Source organism: Variovorax sp. PAMC 28711, assembly GCF_001577265.1.
Classification (GTDB): Bacteria; Pseudomonadota; Gammaproteobacteria; order Burkholderiales; family Burkholderiaceae_C; genus Variovorax.
In genome coordinates this window covers 832,979-849,678 of the sequence record NZ_CP014517.1, presented here as the reverse complement: position 1 = coordinate 849,678, position 16,700 = coordinate 832,979, and the positions used below count along the sequence as shown (strand labels likewise).

Annotated in this window: 12 protein-coding genes; 2 read left to right on the top strand and 10 right to left on the bottom strand. The window is 65.1% G+C overall.

The window, feature by feature from the left end:
* Nucleotides 1-135 precede the first annotated feature (135 nt).
* From AX767_RS04335 to gcl, 4 genes are read right to left on the bottom strand one after another with little or no spacing between them, the layout of a single operon-like run.
* Entirely contained in the window at nt 136-2,436 is a 2,301-nt protein-coding gene (locus AX767_RS04335) for an NADP-dependent malic enzyme (RefSeq protein WP_068628944.1), read from the bottom strand.
* 39 nt (nt 2,437-2,475) lie between these two features.
* Nucleotides 2,476-3,399 carry a 2-hydroxy-3-oxopropionate reductase gene (locus tag AX767_RS04330; RefSeq protein ID WP_068628941.1) on the bottom strand — a complete coding sequence of 308 codons (924 nt, stop codon included), beginning with the start codon at nt 3,397-3,399 and terminating at the stop codon, nt 2,476-2,478.
* Nucleotides 3,400-3,417: 18 nt separating this feature from the next.
* Nucleotides 3,418-4,197, bottom strand: a complete 780-nt coding sequence (hyi, locus tag AX767_RS04325) for a hydroxypyruvate isomerase (protein ID WP_068628939.1) — start codon at nt 4,195-4,197, stop codon at nt 3,418-3,420.
* A gap of 11 nt (nt 4,198-4,208) precedes the next feature.
* A complete protein-coding gene (gene gcl, locus AX767_RS04320; RefSeq protein ID WP_068628936.1) occupies nt 4,209-6,002 on the bottom strand; it encodes a glyoxylate carboligase in 1,794 nt (597 codons plus the stop codon).
* Nucleotides 6,003-6,120: 118 nt separating this feature from the next.
* Here gcl and AX767_RS04315 point away from each other — a divergent pair, with 118 nt between their 5' ends.
* A complete protein-coding gene (locus AX767_RS04315) occupies nt 6,121-7,035 on the top strand; it encodes a LysR family transcriptional regulator (RefSeq protein ID WP_068628934.1) in 915 nt (304 codons plus the stop codon).
* Nucleotides 7,036-7,050: 15 nt separating this feature from the next.
* On the opposite strand, the gene AX767_RS04310 is transcribed toward AX767_RS04315, so the two are convergent.
* The 4 genes from AX767_RS04310 to AX767_RS04295 all read right to left on the bottom strand — a co-directional run bounded on the left by AX767_RS04310 (nt 7,051) and on the right by AX767_RS04295 (nt 12,652).
* Entirely contained in the window at nt 7,051-8,121 is a 1,071-nt protein-coding gene (locus tag AX767_RS04310) for an AI-2E family transporter (protein WP_068628932.1), read from the bottom strand.
* Nucleotides 8,122-8,193: 72 nt separating this feature from the next.
* Nucleotides 8,194-9,510: a C4-dicarboxylate transporter DctA gene (locus AX767_RS04305; protein WP_068628930.1), complete on the bottom strand. Its 1,317-nt coding sequence runs from the start codon at nt 9,508-9,510 to the stop codon at nt 8,194-8,196.
* 19 nt (nt 9,511-9,529) lie between these two features.
* Nucleotides 9,530-10,966, bottom strand: coding sequence for an NCS1 family nucleobase:cation symporter-1 (locus AX767_RS04300; RefSeq protein ID WP_237288548.1), 1,437 nt, complete (start codon nt 10,964-10,966; stop codon nt 9,530-9,532).
* 198 nt (nt 10,967-11,164) lie between these two features.
* Nucleotides 11,165-12,652 (bottom strand): nucleobase:cation symporter-2 family protein, encoded by a 1,488-nt coding sequence (locus tag AX767_RS04295; RefSeq protein WP_068628926.1) that lies wholly within the window; start codon nt 12,650-12,652, stop codon nt 11,165-11,167.
* 122 nt (nt 12,653-12,774) lie between these two features.
* Between AX767_RS04295 and AX767_RS04290 the strand changes: the two genes are divergently transcribed.
* Nucleotides 12,775-13,674, top strand: a complete 900-nt coding sequence (locus AX767_RS04290) for a LysR family transcriptional regulator (protein WP_068628924.1) — start codon at nt 12,775-12,777, stop codon at nt 13,672-13,674.
* Nucleotides 13,675-13,702: 28 nt separating this feature from the next.
* Here AX767_RS04290 and AX767_RS04285 read toward each other — a convergent pair whose 3' ends face one another.
* Both AX767_RS04285 and uraD read right to left on the bottom strand, forming a co-directional pair.
* Nucleotides 13,703-14,926: a M20 family metallopeptidase gene (locus AX767_RS04285; RefSeq protein ID WP_068628922.1), complete on the bottom strand. Its 1,224-nt coding sequence runs from the start codon at nt 14,924-14,926 to the stop codon at nt 13,703-13,705.
* A complete protein-coding gene (gene uraD / locus AX767_RS04280; RefSeq protein WP_068628921.1) occupies nt 14,923-16,698 on the bottom strand; it encodes a 2-oxo-4-hydroxy-4-carboxy-5-ureidoimidazoline decarboxylase in 1,776 nt (591 codons plus the stop codon). Before uraD ends, AX767_RS04285 begins: the two co-directional genes overlap by 4 nt.
* Nucleotides 16,699-16,700 lie beyond the last annotated feature (2 nt).

Below are 16,700 nucleotides of genomic sequence, written 5' to 3'. Positions count from 1 at the left end.
CCGCGCTGGTGCTCGAATCGTTGCGAGCGCGCTGTGTTCTACCCTCCCTTTGCCGGCCCGGAGACCGGCGCTCCGATGGTAGCGCAGCGCCGGGTGGGCGTCCTCGAAAAAATCAGCCGCGAACGGTCGTGCGTCTCACTTCGGGATGTTCGCGTCGGCGACGGCCAGCGCCGTCATGTTGACGATCCGGCGCACCGTGGCCGATGCGGTGAGCACATGGGCCGAGTGCGAGGCGCCCAACAGGATCGGACCGACCGTGATGCCGTTCGCGCCCTTCATCTTCAGCACGTTGTAGAGGATGTTGGCCGAGTCGAGGTTCGGGCAGATCAACAAATTCGCCTCGCCGGTCAGCGTCGTGTCGGGCATCGCGGTGCGGCGCACTTCTTCGGAGAGCGCCGCGTCGCCGTGCATTTCGCCGTCGCATTCGATGTCGGGCGCCATGCGCGCGAAGAGGTCGCGTGCGATGCGCATCTTGCGAGCTGAGGCGTGCTCCGAGCTGCCGAAGTTGGAGTGCGACAAGAAGGCGACCTTGGGCGGCAGGCCGAAGCGGCGCACTTCCTCGGCCGCCATCATCGCGATGTCGGCGAGCATCTCGGCGCTCGGGTCTTCGTTGACATGGGTGTCGGCGATGAACACGGTGCCGCTGTCGAGCGTCAGCGCGTTCAGTGCCGCGAAGCCCGGCGAGCCGCGCTTGCTGCCGAGGATCTGGCCCAGGATCTTGAGGTGGCTGTCGAAGCGCCCGACCAGCCCGCACAGCATGGCGTCGGCATCACCCAGATGCACCATCAACGAGGCGATGGTGGTGTTGGAGCGGCGCACCATCGCCTTCGACGCTTCGGGCGTGATGCCGCGGCGGCCCATGAGCTTGTGGTATGCCTCCCAGTAGGTGCGAAAGCGCGGGTCGTTCTCGGGGTCGACGATCTCGACATCGGAGCCGAGCTTCAGGCGCAGGCCGGCCTTCTGCACGCGCATCTCGATGATGGCGGGCCGCCCGATCAGGATCGGCCTGGCCAGTCCCTCGTCGACCGCCAGCTGGGCCGCGCGCAGCACGCGGTCGTCTTCACCCTCGGCATACGCGACGCGCTTGGCGGTGGCGAGCTTGGCCGCGGTGAAGACCGGGCGCATGAACATGCCGGTCTGGTAGACGAAGCGCGTGAGGTGCTGGCGATACGCCTCGAGGTCTTCGATCGGCCGGGCCGCCACGCCCGATGCCGCCGCCGCCTTGGCCACGGCCGGTGCGATGCGCAGGATCAGGCGCGAATCGAAGGGCTTCGGAATGATGTAGTCCGGCCCGAACACCAGCTCTTGCCCGGCGTAAGCGGTAGCGACTTCTTCGCTGATGTCGGCCTTGGTGAGGTCGGCGATCTCGCGCACGCAGGCCAGCTTCATTTCCTCGGTGATCTTGCTGGCGCCGCAGTCGAGCGCGCCGCGAAAGATGTACGGGAAGCACAGCACGTTGTTGACCTGGTTCGGATAGTCCGATCGGCCCGTGGCGATGATGCAGTCGGGCCGCACGGCCTTGGCCAGCTCGGGGCGAATCTCGGGCTCTGGGTTCGCCAGCGCCAGGATGATGGGCTGCGTGCCCATGCTCTTGACCATCTCGGCCGTCAGCACGCCGGGTGCGGAGCAGCCGAGGAACACATCGGCTTGCGAGACCACGTCGGCCAGGGTGCGCAGGCCCGTGTCCTTTTGCGCATAGCGCGATTTCGAGTCGTCGAAGCCGCCGGCGCGGCCCATGTAGATCAGACCCTTGGAATCGACCGCGAAGATGTTCTTCGGCTGGGCGCCGAGGCCGACCATCACGTCGAGACACGCCAGCGCCGCGGCCCCGGCACCCGAGACGGCGATCTTCACGTCCTCGATTTTCTTGCCGACCAGCTCCAGCCCGTTGAGCAGCGCGGCGGCCGAGATGATGGCGGTGCCGTGTTGGTCGTCGTGGAACACCGGAATGTTCATGCGCTCGCGCAGCTTCTTCTCGATGTAGAAGCACTCGGGCGCCTTGATGTCCTCGAGGTTGATGCCGCCGAGCGTCGGCTCGAGCGCGGCGATGATGTCGACCAGCTTGTCGGGATCGTTCTCGGCGAGCTCGATGTCGAACACGTCGATGCCCGCGAATTTCTTGAAGAGGCAGGCCTTGCCTTCCATCACGGGCTTGGAGGCCAGCGGGCCGATGTTGCCGAGGCCGAGCACCGCGGTGCCGTTGGTGACCACACCGACCAGGTTGCCGCGCGAGGTGTACTCGGCCGCGAGCGCCGGGTCGGCCTGGATGTCGAGACACGGATACGCCACGCCGGGCGAGTAGGCCAGCGACAGGTCGCGCTGGTTCATCAGCGGCTTGGTCGGCGTGATCGAAATCTTGCCGCGCACCGGGCTGCGGTGGTATTCGCGTGCGGCTTCGCGAAGGGCTTCTTCTGCCGGGGAAAGAGGGGCGGCCATTGAATTTCTCCTTGGGTTCTCTGGGACGACCGATCGAGGCTACCCCAAAGCGGCGTCGGCTTCTGTAGTGGGAAGTACGCTGTCGGGCCGCACCGGGTGCTGCGCCAGCGCTTCCACTGCCTTGACCAGCGCCGAGTGATCGGCTTGCGCATGCCCCAGCGCCGCGCAGGCGTTCATGAGCTGTGCCGCGCCGGCGGTTTGCGGCAGCGCCACGCCGAGCGAACGCGCGCTCTGCAGCGCAAGGTTCAGGTCCTTCTGGTGCAGGGCGATGCGAAAGCCCGGCGCGAAGGTGCGGTGAATCATGCGTTCGCCGTGCACTTCGAGGATGCGCGACGACGCGAAACCGCCCATCAACGCCTGCCGCACCTTCGCCGGGTCGGCGCCCGCCTTCGACGCGAACACCAGCGCCTCGGACACCGCCGCGATGTTGAGCGCCACGATGATCTGGTTCGCCACCTTGGTGATCTGCCCGGCGCCCGCCGCACCGACCCGCGTGATGTTCTTGCCCATCTTCTCGAAGAGCGGCAGCGCCCGTGCGAAGGCCGCCTCGCTGCCGCCGCACATGATCGTCAGGTTCGCCGCCTTGGCGCCGACCTCGCCGCCCGAGACGGGCGCGTCGACGTAGTCGCAGCCCAGCGCTTCGATCCTCTTCGCGAAGGCCTGCGTCTGGATCGGGTCGATCGAGCTGCAGTCGACCACGAGCTTGCCGCGCGCGAGACCGGCCGCCACGCCGCTCTCGCCGAACAGCACCCCCTCGACATCGGGTGTGTCCGGCAGCATGAGGATGATGACGTCGGACTTTTGCGCGACCGCGGTCGCGCAGGCGCAGACCGTCGCCCTGGAGGCGAAGGGCTCCGGCGCCGCCCTGCGCGTGTGAACGAAAAGCGTGTGACCCGCGGCGAGCAGGTGCCCGGCCATGGGCGCGCCCATGATGCCGAGACCGATGAATCCGATGTTTGCCATCTGCTTTTCTCCTTCCTGTTATTGCGTGAGTGCTTCGCGCCAGCCGAGGCCTTCGGCCGTCGTGGTGCGCGGTTTGTATTCGCAACCGATCCAGCCTTCGTAGCCCAGCGCGTCGATGTGCCTGAACAGCCATGGGTAGTTGATTTCGCCCGTGCCCGGTTCGCCGCGACCCGGGTTGTCGGCCAGCTGGATGTGGCCGATGCGAGGCAGGTGTTTGGCCAGCGTGGCGCCAAGCTCGCCCTCGGTTCGCTGCGCGTGGTAGATGTCGTATTGCACGAACAGGTTCGATGCGCCGACCTCGTCGATCAGGGCGAGCGCCTGGTCGGTCCGCGTGAGAAAGAAGCCCGGAATGTCGAATGGGTTGATCGGCTCGATCAACAGCTGAATGCCGGCGGCCTCCAGCTCGCGCGCTGCGTAGCGCAGGTTGCCGACCAGCGTCGGCTGCACATCCTTCGAGGTGGCGCCCTGCGGCAACTTGCCGACGAGGCAGTTGACACGCGGACAGCCGAGCGCCGTCGCGTAGTCGATGGCACGGGCGACGCCTTCGCGGAATTCGCTGTGTCGGTCCGGGTGGCAGGCGATGCCGCGCTCACCGGCGTCCCAGTTGCCGGCGGGCAGGTTGTGCAGCACCTGGTGCAGCCCGTTGGCGTGCAGGGCAGCCGCGAGTTCCTGTCGGGGATAGGGGTAAGGAAAGAGATATTCAACAGCCTCGAAGCCCGCGCTGGCAGCGGCTTCGAAGCGTTGCATGAAGGGCAGCTCGGTGAAGAGCATCGTGAGGTTGGCGGCGAATTGGGGCATGTCGTCTGCGCTCAGTCCAGCATCGCCATGGCGATCGAGGTGGGCGCGTCTTCCGCACCTTCGGCCAAGGGTTCGAACTCGTTGATCGCGTCGATCTCGGTGCCCATCGCGATGTTGGTCACGCGCTCGAGCATCACCTCGATCACCACCGGCACGCCGAACTCGGCCATCAACGCTTCGGCGTGCGCAATCGCGGGTGTCATCTCTTCCTGCTTGCACACACGGATCGCCTTGCAGCCGAGACCTTCGACCACCTTCATGTGGTCCACGCCATAGCCGGCCTCGATGCCGGCATCGGGTGCGGCGTTGATGTTGTCGAACGCGAGCTGCACGCAGTAGTCCATCTCGAAGCCGCGCTGGCTCTGGCGGATCAGCCCGAGATAACTGTTGTTCACCACGATGTGGATGTAGGGCAGCTTGAACTGCGCACCCACCGCGAGCTCTTCGATCATGAACTGGAAGTCGTAGTCGCCGGAGAGCGCGACGATCTTGCGGGTCGGGTCGGCGGCACGCACGCCGAGTGCGGCCGAGATGGTCCAGCCCAACGGGCCGGCCTGGCCGCAGTTGATCCAGTGGCGCGGGTTGTAGACGTGCAGAAACTGGGCGGCTGCGATCTGAGAGAGACCGATCGTGCTCACGTAGCAGGTGTCGTGGCTGAAGTTGGCGTTCATGCACTGGTACACGCGCTGCGGCTTCATGGGCACGTCGGCGAAGTTCGTCTTGCGCAGCATCGTCTTCTTGCGGTCGCGGCATTCGCCGGCCCACGCTGCCCGGTCCGGCAGCTGGCCCCTGGCTTTCATCTGCTCGGCGACTTCGACGAACTGCACGAGCGCGATCTTGGCGTCCGACACGATGCCGAAGTCGGGCGTAAAGACGCGGCCGATCTGCGTGGGCTCGATATCGACGTGCACGAAGGTGCGGCCCCTGGTGTACACCTCGACCGAGCCCGTGTGGCGGTTCGCCCAGCGGTTGCCGATGCCCAGCACGAAGTCGCTGGCGAGCATCGTCGCGTTGCCGTAGCGGTGGCTGGTCTGCAAGCCGCACATGCCAGCCATCAAAGGGTGGTCGTCGGGGATCGAGCCCCAGGCCATGAGAGTCGGGATCACCGGCACGCCGGTCGCTTCGGCGAAGCGCACCAGCAGGTCGGCTGCGTCGGCGTTGATGACGCCGCCGCCCGCCACGATGAGCGGGCGCTCGGCGGCATTGAGCATCGCGATCGCTTTCTCGATCTGGGCGCGCGTGGCCGCGGGCTTCCAGGGCACCAGCGGCTCGTAGGTGTCGATGTCGAACTCGATCTGTGCCATCTGCACATCGAACGGGAGGTCGATCAGCACGGGGCCGGGGCGGCCCGAGCGCATGAGGTGGAAGGCTTGCTGGAACACCTGCGGCACCTGCCCGGGTTCACGCACCGTGACCGACCACTTGGTCACCGGCTTGCTGATCGATTCGATGTCGACCGCCTGAAAATCTTCCTTGTAGAGCCGCGCGCGCGGCGCCTGGCCGGTGATGCAGAGGATCGGAATCGAATCGGCCCAGGCCGAATAGAGACCCGTGATCATGTCGGTGCCGGCCGGCCCCGAGGTGCCGATGCACACGCCGATGTTGCCTGCCACCGCACGGGTGTAGCCCTCGGCCATGTGCGAGGCGCCCTCGACGTGGCGCGCAAGGATGTGCGCGATGGTGCCTTGCTTGCGCAATGCGGCGTAGAGCGGATTGATGGCGGTGCCCGGCACGCCGAAGGCCTGCGTCACGCCTTCTTTTTCCATCACGAGCACGGCAGCCTGTGCTGCGGTCATCTTGGCCATGGGTTTGTCTCCTTCAGTTCCTGGACGGCTCGACTGTAGGAATCGACGCCCGTTCGCGGAAGGCGGCGCCGGACCATAAAACCTATTCCGCTGGGGAATAACTGGCTACCATCCGCCAATGGACAGACTGTTGGCGATGGAGATGTTCGTGCGCGTGGTCGAGACCGGAAGCTTCTCGAAGGCGGCGCTCGAATTCAACACGACGCAACCCACCGTGACCAAGCAGGTCGCGGCCACAGAGGCGCGGCTGAAGGTGCGGCTGCTCAACCGCAACACGCGGGGCGTGAGCCTCACCGAACCGGGTGCGCTCTACTACGAGAAGTGCAAGACCGTGGTGCGCGACGCCCAGGAGGCCGAGAACATCGTGCAGCTCAAGCACGGCCAGGCGCAGGGGCTGCTGCGCATCGGAACCTCGGTGGCCTTCGGGCGCCGCGTGATCGTGCCGCTGGCGCTGGAGTACATGCGGCGCCATCCGCAGGTGCAGCTCGACCTGAGTTTCGAGGATCGCTACGTCGACCTGATCGCGCAAGGCATTGACGTGGCCATCCGCATGGGGCGCCTCGCCGACTCCTCGCTCGGCGCACGGTTTCTCGGGATGAACCCGTGGGTCATCGTCGCCTCGCCCGCGTACCTGAAGAAGCACGGCGTGCCGAAGCGCGCGCACGACCTCAGCGGGCATGCGGCGCTGATCTACAGCAGCGTGGTGGGCGACGAGGTGTGGCGCATGCACACCCCCAAAGGCGAGGCGGTGAATGTCGCGGTGTCGGGTCGCTTCCGCTCCAACAACCTCTCGGCGGTGCTGGCCGCGGCACGCGATGGCATGGGCGTCGCGTTGATGCCTCGCTACGTGGCGAGCGACTCGCTGCTGCTGGGCAAGGTGCGCGAACTGCTGCCCGACCATGCACTCGCAGAGCAGGAAATCCACGCGGTGTTTCCGTCGCCCAAGCTGGTGCCGGGCAAGGTGTCGGCGCTGATCGCCTTCATGCAGGGCCGGCTGGCCGAAGGCTGGTGGCAGGCGCCGGCCGATCGGTGAGCCGCTGCCGGATGCTCAGATTTCCGGGCCGCCGCCATCCTTCTCGTTGGAGATCGCGAACAGGTCCCACACCGCCATGAACAGCGCAGCGATCACCGGGCCGAGCACGAAGCCATTGATGCCGAAGATCGCCATGCCGCCGATGGTCGACATCAGCACGAGATAGTCGGGCATCTGCGTTTCCTTGCCGACCAGGAGCGGCCGCAGGATGTTGTCGACCAGGCCGATCACGAAAACGCCGACGAAGATCAGCACGCCGGCCTGCCACCAGTGGCTGGTCGCCAGAAAGTAGATCGCCACCGGGCCCCAGATCAGCGCCGCGCCCACGGCAGGCAGCAACGACAGGAAGGCCATCAGCACGGCCCACAGCAGTGCGCCCTGCACGCCGAGGAACCAGAACGCCAGCCCGCCGATCGTGCCCTGCGCGATGGCGACGGCCACGTTGCCCTTGATGGTGGCCCGAACCACGGTGGTGAACTTGTTCAGCAGGTAGTGCGTGTGCGGCTTGGCCAGCGGCAGCGCGTCGCGCACCGTCTTGGAGAGCGTGGCGCCGTCGCGCAGCAGAAAGTAGAGCAGGTACAGCATCACGAAGAAGCTGACGACGAAGTCGAACGTGTTCTGGCCGATCGTGAGCGCCTGGTTCGCGACCACCTGGCCGCCCTGCGCAGCGCCTTCCGAAATGCGCTTCTGCCAGGAGGCGGTGTCGCCGAGATTGAAGCGCTCGAAGAGGCCGACCACCCAGCGCGGCGTCGCGGCCAGGATCTGCTGGAAATAGTTAGCGAAATCGATCTGACCTGTGCGGATTTTCTGGGTGATCAGTGCCGCCTCCTGCACCAGCGAGACGCCGACCATGGCCAGCGGCAGGATGACGACGACCAGGCAGATCGTCAGTGTGGCCAGGGCGGCGATGTTCTTGCGGCCAGGCATCTTTTTCATCAAGCGCTTGTAGAGCGGGGTGAAAAGAATCGCCAATGCCACGCCCCACATCACCGCACCGAAGAACGGCAGCAGCACCCAGATGAAAGCCGCCGTGACGACCGCCAGAAGGGCAAGAAAAACGCCGCGTTGAAGTTGGGGGGAATTCATGGTGCAACGGACTGTAGCCGAGGCCACGTCCGTCCCTTGTCGGCGGCCATGCCGCCGACACTCGCAGCGCGCTCAGTGAGCGGATGCAGCCGGCGAGCCGGCTTCGGCCAGCGGCTCGTCGTCCGGCGAATAGGTGCCGTCGAGGACCGCATGCGCGCGTTCGCGATCGATGTCGCCTTCCCAGGCTGCGATCGCCACGGTGGCGACGCAGTTGCCGATCAGGTTGCCCAGCGCGCGGGCGATGCCCATGAACCAGTCGACCGACAAGACCAGCACGAGGCCGATCGCCGGGATGGCTGGAATCGCGTGCAGCGTGGCGGCCAGCACCACGATCGCCGAGCCCGGCACCCCGTGCGCGCCCTTCGACGTGACCAGCGCGATCGCGAGGATCGTCAGCAGATCGGACATCGAGATCGGCGTGTTGGTGGCCTGTGCGATGAACACCGCGGCGAGCGTGATGTAGATCGAGAACGCATCCAGGTTGAATGAGTAGCCGGTTGGGATCACCAGTCCGACGGTCGAGTCGCGGATGCCCATGCGGCGCAGCTTGGCCATGATCTGCGGCAGCACGCTGTCGGAGGAGGTCGTCGCGAACACGATGGCGAGTTCTTCGCGCAGGTAACGCAGCAGCTTGATGAGGCTGAAGCCCGAGAGGCGCATCACCAGTCCGAGAACGACGAACACGAAGAACAGCACCGCCGCGTAGTACAGCGCCACCAGCATGCCGAGCTGCTTAAGGGACCCGATGCCGTACTTCCCGACCGTGAAGGCAATCGCGCCGAGCACGCCGAACGGCGCCAGCTTGATGATGATCCCCATGATCTTGAAGAGCACCAGCGAGAGCGAGTCGACCACCACGGCGACCGGCTTGCCCAGGTCGCCGAGCAGCGACAGTGCGCAACCGAACAACACCGCGAACAGCAGCACTTGCAACACGTCGCCGGTCGCGAAGGCGGCCACCACCGTGTTCGGGATCAGCTTCATGAGGAACTCGACCGTGCCGCCGCCCGTGAGCTTGGCCGCGTTGTCGACGTAGCCGCTCATCGCACTCGCGTCGAGCAGCTTCGGATCGACGTTCATGCCGACGCCGGGCTTGAAGACGAAAGCGAGGATCAGGCCGAGGATCAGGGCGATGGTCGTCAGCACCTCGAAGTAGATGAGCGCCTTGATGCCGACGCGGCCAACGCGTTTGAGGTCGCCGGCGCCGGCGATGCCGTGCACCACCACACAGAACACCAGCACCGGGATGATCATCTTGATCAGCTTGATGAAGGCATCGCCGAGCGGCTTGAGCTTGACCGCGAAGTCCGGAAAAAAGAGGCCCGCGAGGACACCGAGCACCAGTGCGATGACGACCTGGCCGAAAAGTGATCGGGCGAAACGAGGCATGTGAACTCCCTTATTGTTACTACGTGCGCTTTGCGCCGCGCATCATGACCATGTAGATGACCGCGCCTGAAATCGCGCCGATCACCCAGCCGAAGTTGTTCTCGGGGAGCACCTTGAAGAGCTGCGTGCACATTTCCCAGCCCACCGCGATGAAGCTCGAGATGCCCAACGCGCCGAGGCCGACCTTGTTCCAGCCCCCGTCATAATGGTAGCGCCCGTTCGGTGCCATCGAGTAGAGCTGCTCGACATCGACCACCTGCTTCTTGAGCAGGTAGAAGTCGGCCATCATCACGCCGAACATCGGGGCGAGCACTGCGCCGAACACGCTGACAAAAACAGTGATCGCCTTCGGACTGTCCACGAAGATCCACGGGCACACGCAGACCGCGAGGATCGAGGTGATGAGACCGCCCTTCTTGAAGTCGATGTGCTTGGGGAACAGGTTCGCGATGTCGTAAGCCGGCGAGACGAAGTTCGCCACGATGTTGATGCCCATGGTCGCGATGATGAAGGTCACGCTGCCCAGCACCACGGCCCATTTGTTGTCGATCTTCGAGACGATTTCGATCGGGTCCATGATCATGTGGCCGAACACTTTGGCGCTGCCAGCGGTCACGACCACGACGATGATTGCGAACAGCAGGAAGTTGACCGGCAGGCCCAAAAAGTTGCCGACCTTCATGTCGCGTTCGGTCTTGGCGTAGCGGGAGAAGTCGCCGAAGTTCAGCAGCAACGCCGCGAAGTAACTCACCACCAGCAGGATCGCGCTGCCCATCGCGATGAACGACTCGCCGCCCGTGAGCACCTTGTCCGAGAGCGTCAGGTCCAGCGAATCCCAGCCCGCCTTCCAGATGATCCAGCCCATCAGCATGAACATCACGACATACACGGCCGGGCCGCAGAAGTCGATGAACTTGCGGATCGCTTCCATGCCGCGCTGGAAGATCAGCAGCTGGAAGAACCACATGAAGAGAAAGCAGAACCAGCCCAGCATGTCGAGCCGAAGGAAGCTCGTCGTGTGCAGCGAAGCGGCTTCGGGAAAGAAAACGAGCACCAGTGTGGCGACCGCCTTCGACGCGAAGTAGGTCTGCACGCCATACCAGACGATGCCGACCACGCCGCGGATCACGGCGGCGAAGTTCGCGCCCATCACGCCGAGGCTGATGCGCGCCATCACCGGGAAGGGAATACCGTTCTGCTGGCTCGGCTTGCCGATCCAGTTCATCAGCACGTTGACGATGCCGATGCCCACGATCAGGGCGATCAGTACCTGCCAACCCGAGAGGCCGAGCAGGAAGAGACTGGCTGCGAAGGTGTAGCCGCCGACGCTGTGCACGTCGGACATCCACATCGCGAACACGCTGTAGGAAGACCAGGTCTTGCGTGCGCCGGTGACGGGCGCCAAGTCTTCGTTGATGAGGCGCTCGTCCGCACCAGGAACTCCGTGATCACTCATTTTCATTTCCCCTCAGTTGAACTGTTATGAATCGGGTGGCGCCACAGATCGTGCACTGCAGTGTGCGCCGGACTGTATACAAACCAGTCCGAAACTCGAATAGCGGTTAACCCGGAGATTCCAATAAGCAAACTTCGCGCCAGAAATTGAAAAAGCCCCGCATTGCGGGGCTTTGAAAAGGGCGGATTGCTGTGCTGTTCAGTGCGCTTCCGCCTGTTTGGCCGCCGCGATGATCGCGGCCTCGTCGTGCTTCGCGCCGTTGAGGAAGAGGTTGAGCGCCACGGCCGCGATGGAGGTCAGCAGGATGCCGGACTCGATCAGCGAATGAATGCCGTGCGGCATCCACTGCTTGAAGTTGGGGGCGATCAGCGGAATCATGCCGACGCCGATCGACACGGCGACGATCATCGCGTTCTGCCGGTTGGTCTTGAAGTCCACGCCCGACAGGATGCGGATGCCGGTGGCGGCCACCATGCCGAACATCACCAGTCCAGCGCCGCCGAGCACCACGGTCGGCAGCGACTCGACCAGTGCGGCCATCTTGGGCAACAGGCCCAGCACGATGAGGATCACGCCGCCGGCCACGCAGACGAAACGGCTCTTCACGCCGGTGACCGCCACGAGCCCCACGTTCTGCGAGAAGCTCGTGTAGGGAAAGGTGTTGAAGATCCCGCCGATCAGCGTACCAAGGCCGTCGGTGCGCAGACCGCGCGCGAGGTCTTGCTGGCTGATCTTGCGGTCGGTCATTTCGCCGAGCGCCAGGAACATGCCGGTCGATTCGATCATCACGACGATCATCACCAGCGTCATCGTCAGGATGAGCAGCGGGTCGAACAACGGCATGCCGAAGTGGAAGGGAAGCACCACGTCGATCCATGCGGCCTTGCCCACTTTTTCGAACGTCATGATGCCCATGGCCGTGGCGACGACCGCACCGATCACGATGCCGAGCAATACCGAAATGTTGGCGATGAAGCCCTTGGCGAACTTGACGATCAACAGGATCGACACCAGAACCAGCGCGGCGATGGCCACGCCGGTGAGGTCGGCGTACTTGGGGTTCGGCACGGTCGGCATGATCGCGAAGCCCTTGGGCACGGCGGGCGTCGCGCTGCCGGGCGATGTCACGTCGGCCAGCCACTTCACGTAGGCCGGGTCGACCACGTTGGGTGCCGTCGGGCCGAACGGGTTGCCGAAGATCCAGTTGATGCCCACGCGCATCAGGCTGATGCCGATGACCGCGATGATGGTGCCGGTGACCACCGGCGGAAAGAACCGCAGCATGCGGCTCACCATCGGCGCGATCAGTATCGAAATGATGCCGGCGCCGATGATCGAGCCGAAGAGCAGCTGGGCACCTGCGGCGCCCGGATTCGCGTTCGCGATGGCCACCATCGGCGCGACCGATGCGAACGTCACGCCCATCATGACTGGCAGCTTGACGCCGAACCATTGCGTGGCGCCGAGCGACTGGATCAGGGTCGCGATGCCGCAGCAGAACAGGTCGGCCGAAATCAGCAAGGCGACCTCGTCGGGGCTCAGCTTGAGTGCACGCCCGACGATGAGCGGCACCGCGACGGCGCCCGCATACATCACCAGGACGTGCTGAAGGCCGAGGGCCGCCAGCTTGCCGCCGGGCAAGCGCTGATCGACGGGATCCACGGGGGACGTGACGCTGGAACTCATGGGCGACTCCTGGTTGAGGAAGGGCAAAAGCGGGCACGGTCGTCGTGCGAGGCGACGCAAGAATAGGGCCGGGCGAGAAATCGAAAAAGACGCACAATCCTATAAATCAATCGGAGTTCGCGATGAAAGCATCGTCACTGGCAGAGCTTCGCGTCTTCGTCGCGCTGGCGGAAAGCGGCCATTTCACCCGGGCGGCCGAGCGGCTCGGCATGTCGCAGTCGTCGCTCAGCGCGTCGCTGGTCAAGCTCGAAAAACAACTTGGCACCCGCCTCTTCGATCGCCACACGCGCGCCTGCCGTGTCAACGAGGCCGGCGCGGCGTTGTTGCCGGCGGCGCTCCGGCTCGTGGCCGACTGGGACCATCTGTTCGACGATGCGCGCGACTTTGCACGCTTCTCGCGCGGCCGCGTCACGGTGGCGGCGCCCAACGTCCAGTGCGCGCTGCTGTTGCCGCCGACGATCCGCGCTTTCCGTGAATCGCACCCGGGCGTGCGCGTGGTCCTGCACGACGTGCCCGAGCACGAAGTGCATGCGCTGGTGCGCAGCGGCGCGGCCGACCTGGGCATCGCGACCCAGACCGATGCGCGCACCGACCTGGTGAGCACGGCCATGTCGGCCGACGAGTTCGTGGCGGTGCTGCCACCCGACCATCCGCTGTGTGCGCGCCGCACGCTCGAGTGGTCGCAGGTGGCGCGCGAGCCGGTCATCGGCTACCTGCCGGGCAATCCGGTGCGTCGGGTGCTGGAAGAGAAACTGGCCGAGCGCGGCCTCACGCTGGACTATGCGTTCGAGATCGCGCTGCCGTGGACCATGATGGGTCTCGCCCGCGAAGGCCTCGGCATCGCCGTCGTCACGATGGCGCTGCGGCCGCTGGCGCAGTGGCACGGGCTGGAAGTGCGAGCGGTTGGACGACCGCAGATCGCGCGCACCATGACCTTGCTGCGCGCACCGGGCAATTCGCCATCGCCGGCGGCGGCGGCTTTTAGGGATCTGTTGCTCGGCAACCGGCCACCATCCGCTTGACGGCGGCATCGGTGCGGCGGGCCGACGGTCAGGCCAACAGGTCGGCCAGCGTGCGCGCAATCACCTTTGTCGCACGGCGCAGGTCTTCGAGCACCACGCGTTCATCGTTGCGCTTGGCATGCGATTCGAGCACCGTGCGCGGACCGGCACCATAGATGACGCCGGGGATACCGTCCTCGCCATAGAGGCGCACGTCGGTGTAGAGAGGGGTGCCCATGGCCTTGATCGGCTCGCCGAAGAGTTCGACGCCGTGTTTCTGAATGGCTTCGACCAACGGCTGGTTGCCCGGCAGCGGCTGCATCGCATTGGCCAGCAGCGTGCGCTTGATCTCGACCGTGATGCCGGCACTTTCAGCCGCCGCATCGGCGATCACCCGGCGAATGTTGGCTTCGACTTCGACCGGATTTTCTTCCGGGATCATCCGGCGGTCGAGCTTGAACACCACTTTGCCCGGCACGACGTTGGTGTTGGTGCCGCCTTCGATGCGCCCGACGTTCAGGTAGGGGTGCGTGATGCCCTCGACCTTCGACGTCACCTTTTGATAGAGCGCGTTCTGCGCATACAGCGTGTTCAGGATTTTCGTCGCGCCCTGCAGGGCGTCGACGCCGGTGCTCGGGATGGCGGCGTGTGCCATCTTGCCGTGCACCGTCACTTCCATCTGCAGGCAGCCGTTGTGCGCAGTGACGACTTCGTAGCTGAAGCCGGCCGCGATCATCAGGTCGGGTTGGGTGAGGCCGTTCTTCAGCAGCCAGCCCGGGCCGAGCAGGCCGCCGAACTCTTCGTCGTAAGTGAAGTGCAGTTCGACGCTGCCCTTGACTGGCCTGGCGACCGCTTCGAGCGCGCGCAACGCGAAGGTGAAGCTCGCGAAGTCGCTCTTGCTCACGGCGGCGGCGCGTCCGTACAGGCTGCCGTTGTCGATCTCGCCGCCGTAGGGGTCGTGCGTCCAGCCGTCACCCGGCGGGACCACGTCGCCGTGCGCATTGAGCGCCACGGTTCGGCCTTCGCCGTACTTCCGGCGAACGATCAGGTTGGTGATCGATTCGAGGCCGTAGTCCTTCACCTCCTGGGTCGGCACCGCGTGCTTTTCGGCGTCGAAGCCGAAATCCTTGAGCAGCTCGGCCGTGCGCTCGGCGTGCGGCGCGTTGTTGCCAGGTGGCGTGTCGGTGGGGACTTGCACCAGTTGCTGCAAGAACTTCACTTCCTCGTCGAAATGGGCGTCGATCCAGGCATCGAGCTTGGCGTAATCTGTCATTTGATTTCTTCGGCCAGGTTGTCGAGCAAAAGCTGAAACGCTTGTACCGAAAGCTGGATGTCGTCGTTGGTGCTCGATTCGAGCGGGTTGTGGCTGATGCCGGAATTGATGCCGCGCACGAAAAGCATGGCTTGGGGCATCACTTCGTGCAGCTTCATCGCGTCGTGGCCCGCGCCGCTCGGCATGCGAAAGAGCGGGATGCCGAGCGTGTCGACCGCCTTCTCCCAGCGTTGCTGCCAGTCGGGCGCGCTGGGTGCTGCGGCCGCGCGCATGGTTTCTTCGAGCGTGTAGCGCACGCTGCGGCGCTCGCAGATGTCTTTCAGCGCGGAGACGATGTCGTCGGCCAGGCTGTCGCGCTGGCCGTTGTTCGGCGCGCGGATGTCCAGGCTGAACTTGCAGTGGCCCGGCACCACGTTGATGGAGCCATTGGGCACCTGCAGCATGCCGACCGTCGCGACCGAGTCGCCGTCTGTCGCGGCGCGTTGCTCTGCGAAAAGAATGAGTTCGGCCACGGCCGCTGCAGCGTCCCGGCGGCGGTCCATCGGGGTGGTGCCTGCGTGGCTCGCCATGCCGAATACTTCGCCGACGTAGCGCACGCTGCCATTGATGGACGTGACGATGCCGAGCGGCAGGTCAAGCTCCGTCAACACCGGACCTTGCTCGATGTGCACCTCGACGAAGCCGAGGTATTTCGACGGATCGCGCTGGATTTTCGGGATGTCGGCGAGCGTGAGGCCGGCATGCGCCATGGCATCGCGCATCGTGATGCCGTCGGCGTCCTGCTGGTCGAGCCATGCCGTGTTGAAGTGGCCGATGAGCGCGCCGGAGCCGAGGAAGGTCGCTTTGTAGCGCTGGCCTTCCTCCTCCGCGAAGCCGACCACTTCGAAGGCGAACGGCAGGCGGCGATTCTGCAATTTAAGTTCGCGCACGCACGCCATCGGCACGAAGATGCCGAGGCGACCGTCGTACTTGCCGCCATTGCGCACGGTGTCGTAGTGCGAGCCGGTAAGCAGCGTTTTCGCGCCGGGCGTGGTGCCCTCGTAACGGCCCACCACGTTGCCGACCGCGTCGATCTGCACCGAGTCGAAGCCGCAGTCGCGCATGCCTTGCGCGATCTGCGCGGCACAGGCACGGTGGGCATCGGTGAGGTAGGTCACGGTGAGCTGCCCGAGTTCGGCGTAGCCCGGGTCGGTGTGCACCGACAGCTGCTCCTGCCAATCCCACACTTCGTTGCCGAGCAGAGGCGCCACGCCGAACTTGTCGTTCAGGCGGATCTCCGCGATGCGGTGGATGTTGCGCAGCGCTTCACCGCGTTCGAAGGAAGGATGGTGGTGAATGCGTCGCTCGAAGGTCGCGAGGATTTCCGCTTTCGAGAGGCCCAGGCCGCGTGGTCCGCGCACCGCCAGGATGAACGGAAATCCGAACTTCGCGCCGTAGGTCGTGTTCAGCCGGCGAATTTGCGTGAGTTCCTCCGTCGTGCAATTCGTGAGGCCGGCCTTGCTCTGTTCGTTCGTCGATTCGGCCGTGAGTGTGTGGCCCTCCATCTGCTTGCCTGCCAGCTCCGGGTGCTCACGGATGAGGCTCAGTTGCTGCGCTGCCGTCGCATGGGTCACGGCCTGGGCCATCGCATGCTTCAGGTGCTGGAGCGAGCGGAACGGCCGCGACGCGAGCGCGGCCTCGGCCACCCACGGCGAATGCTCGTAGATGCCGTCGAGCAGCGCCACCGCCTCGGTCGGCGTCGCAGCATTGAGCTGCTGGAGGGTCAGTGTCATTT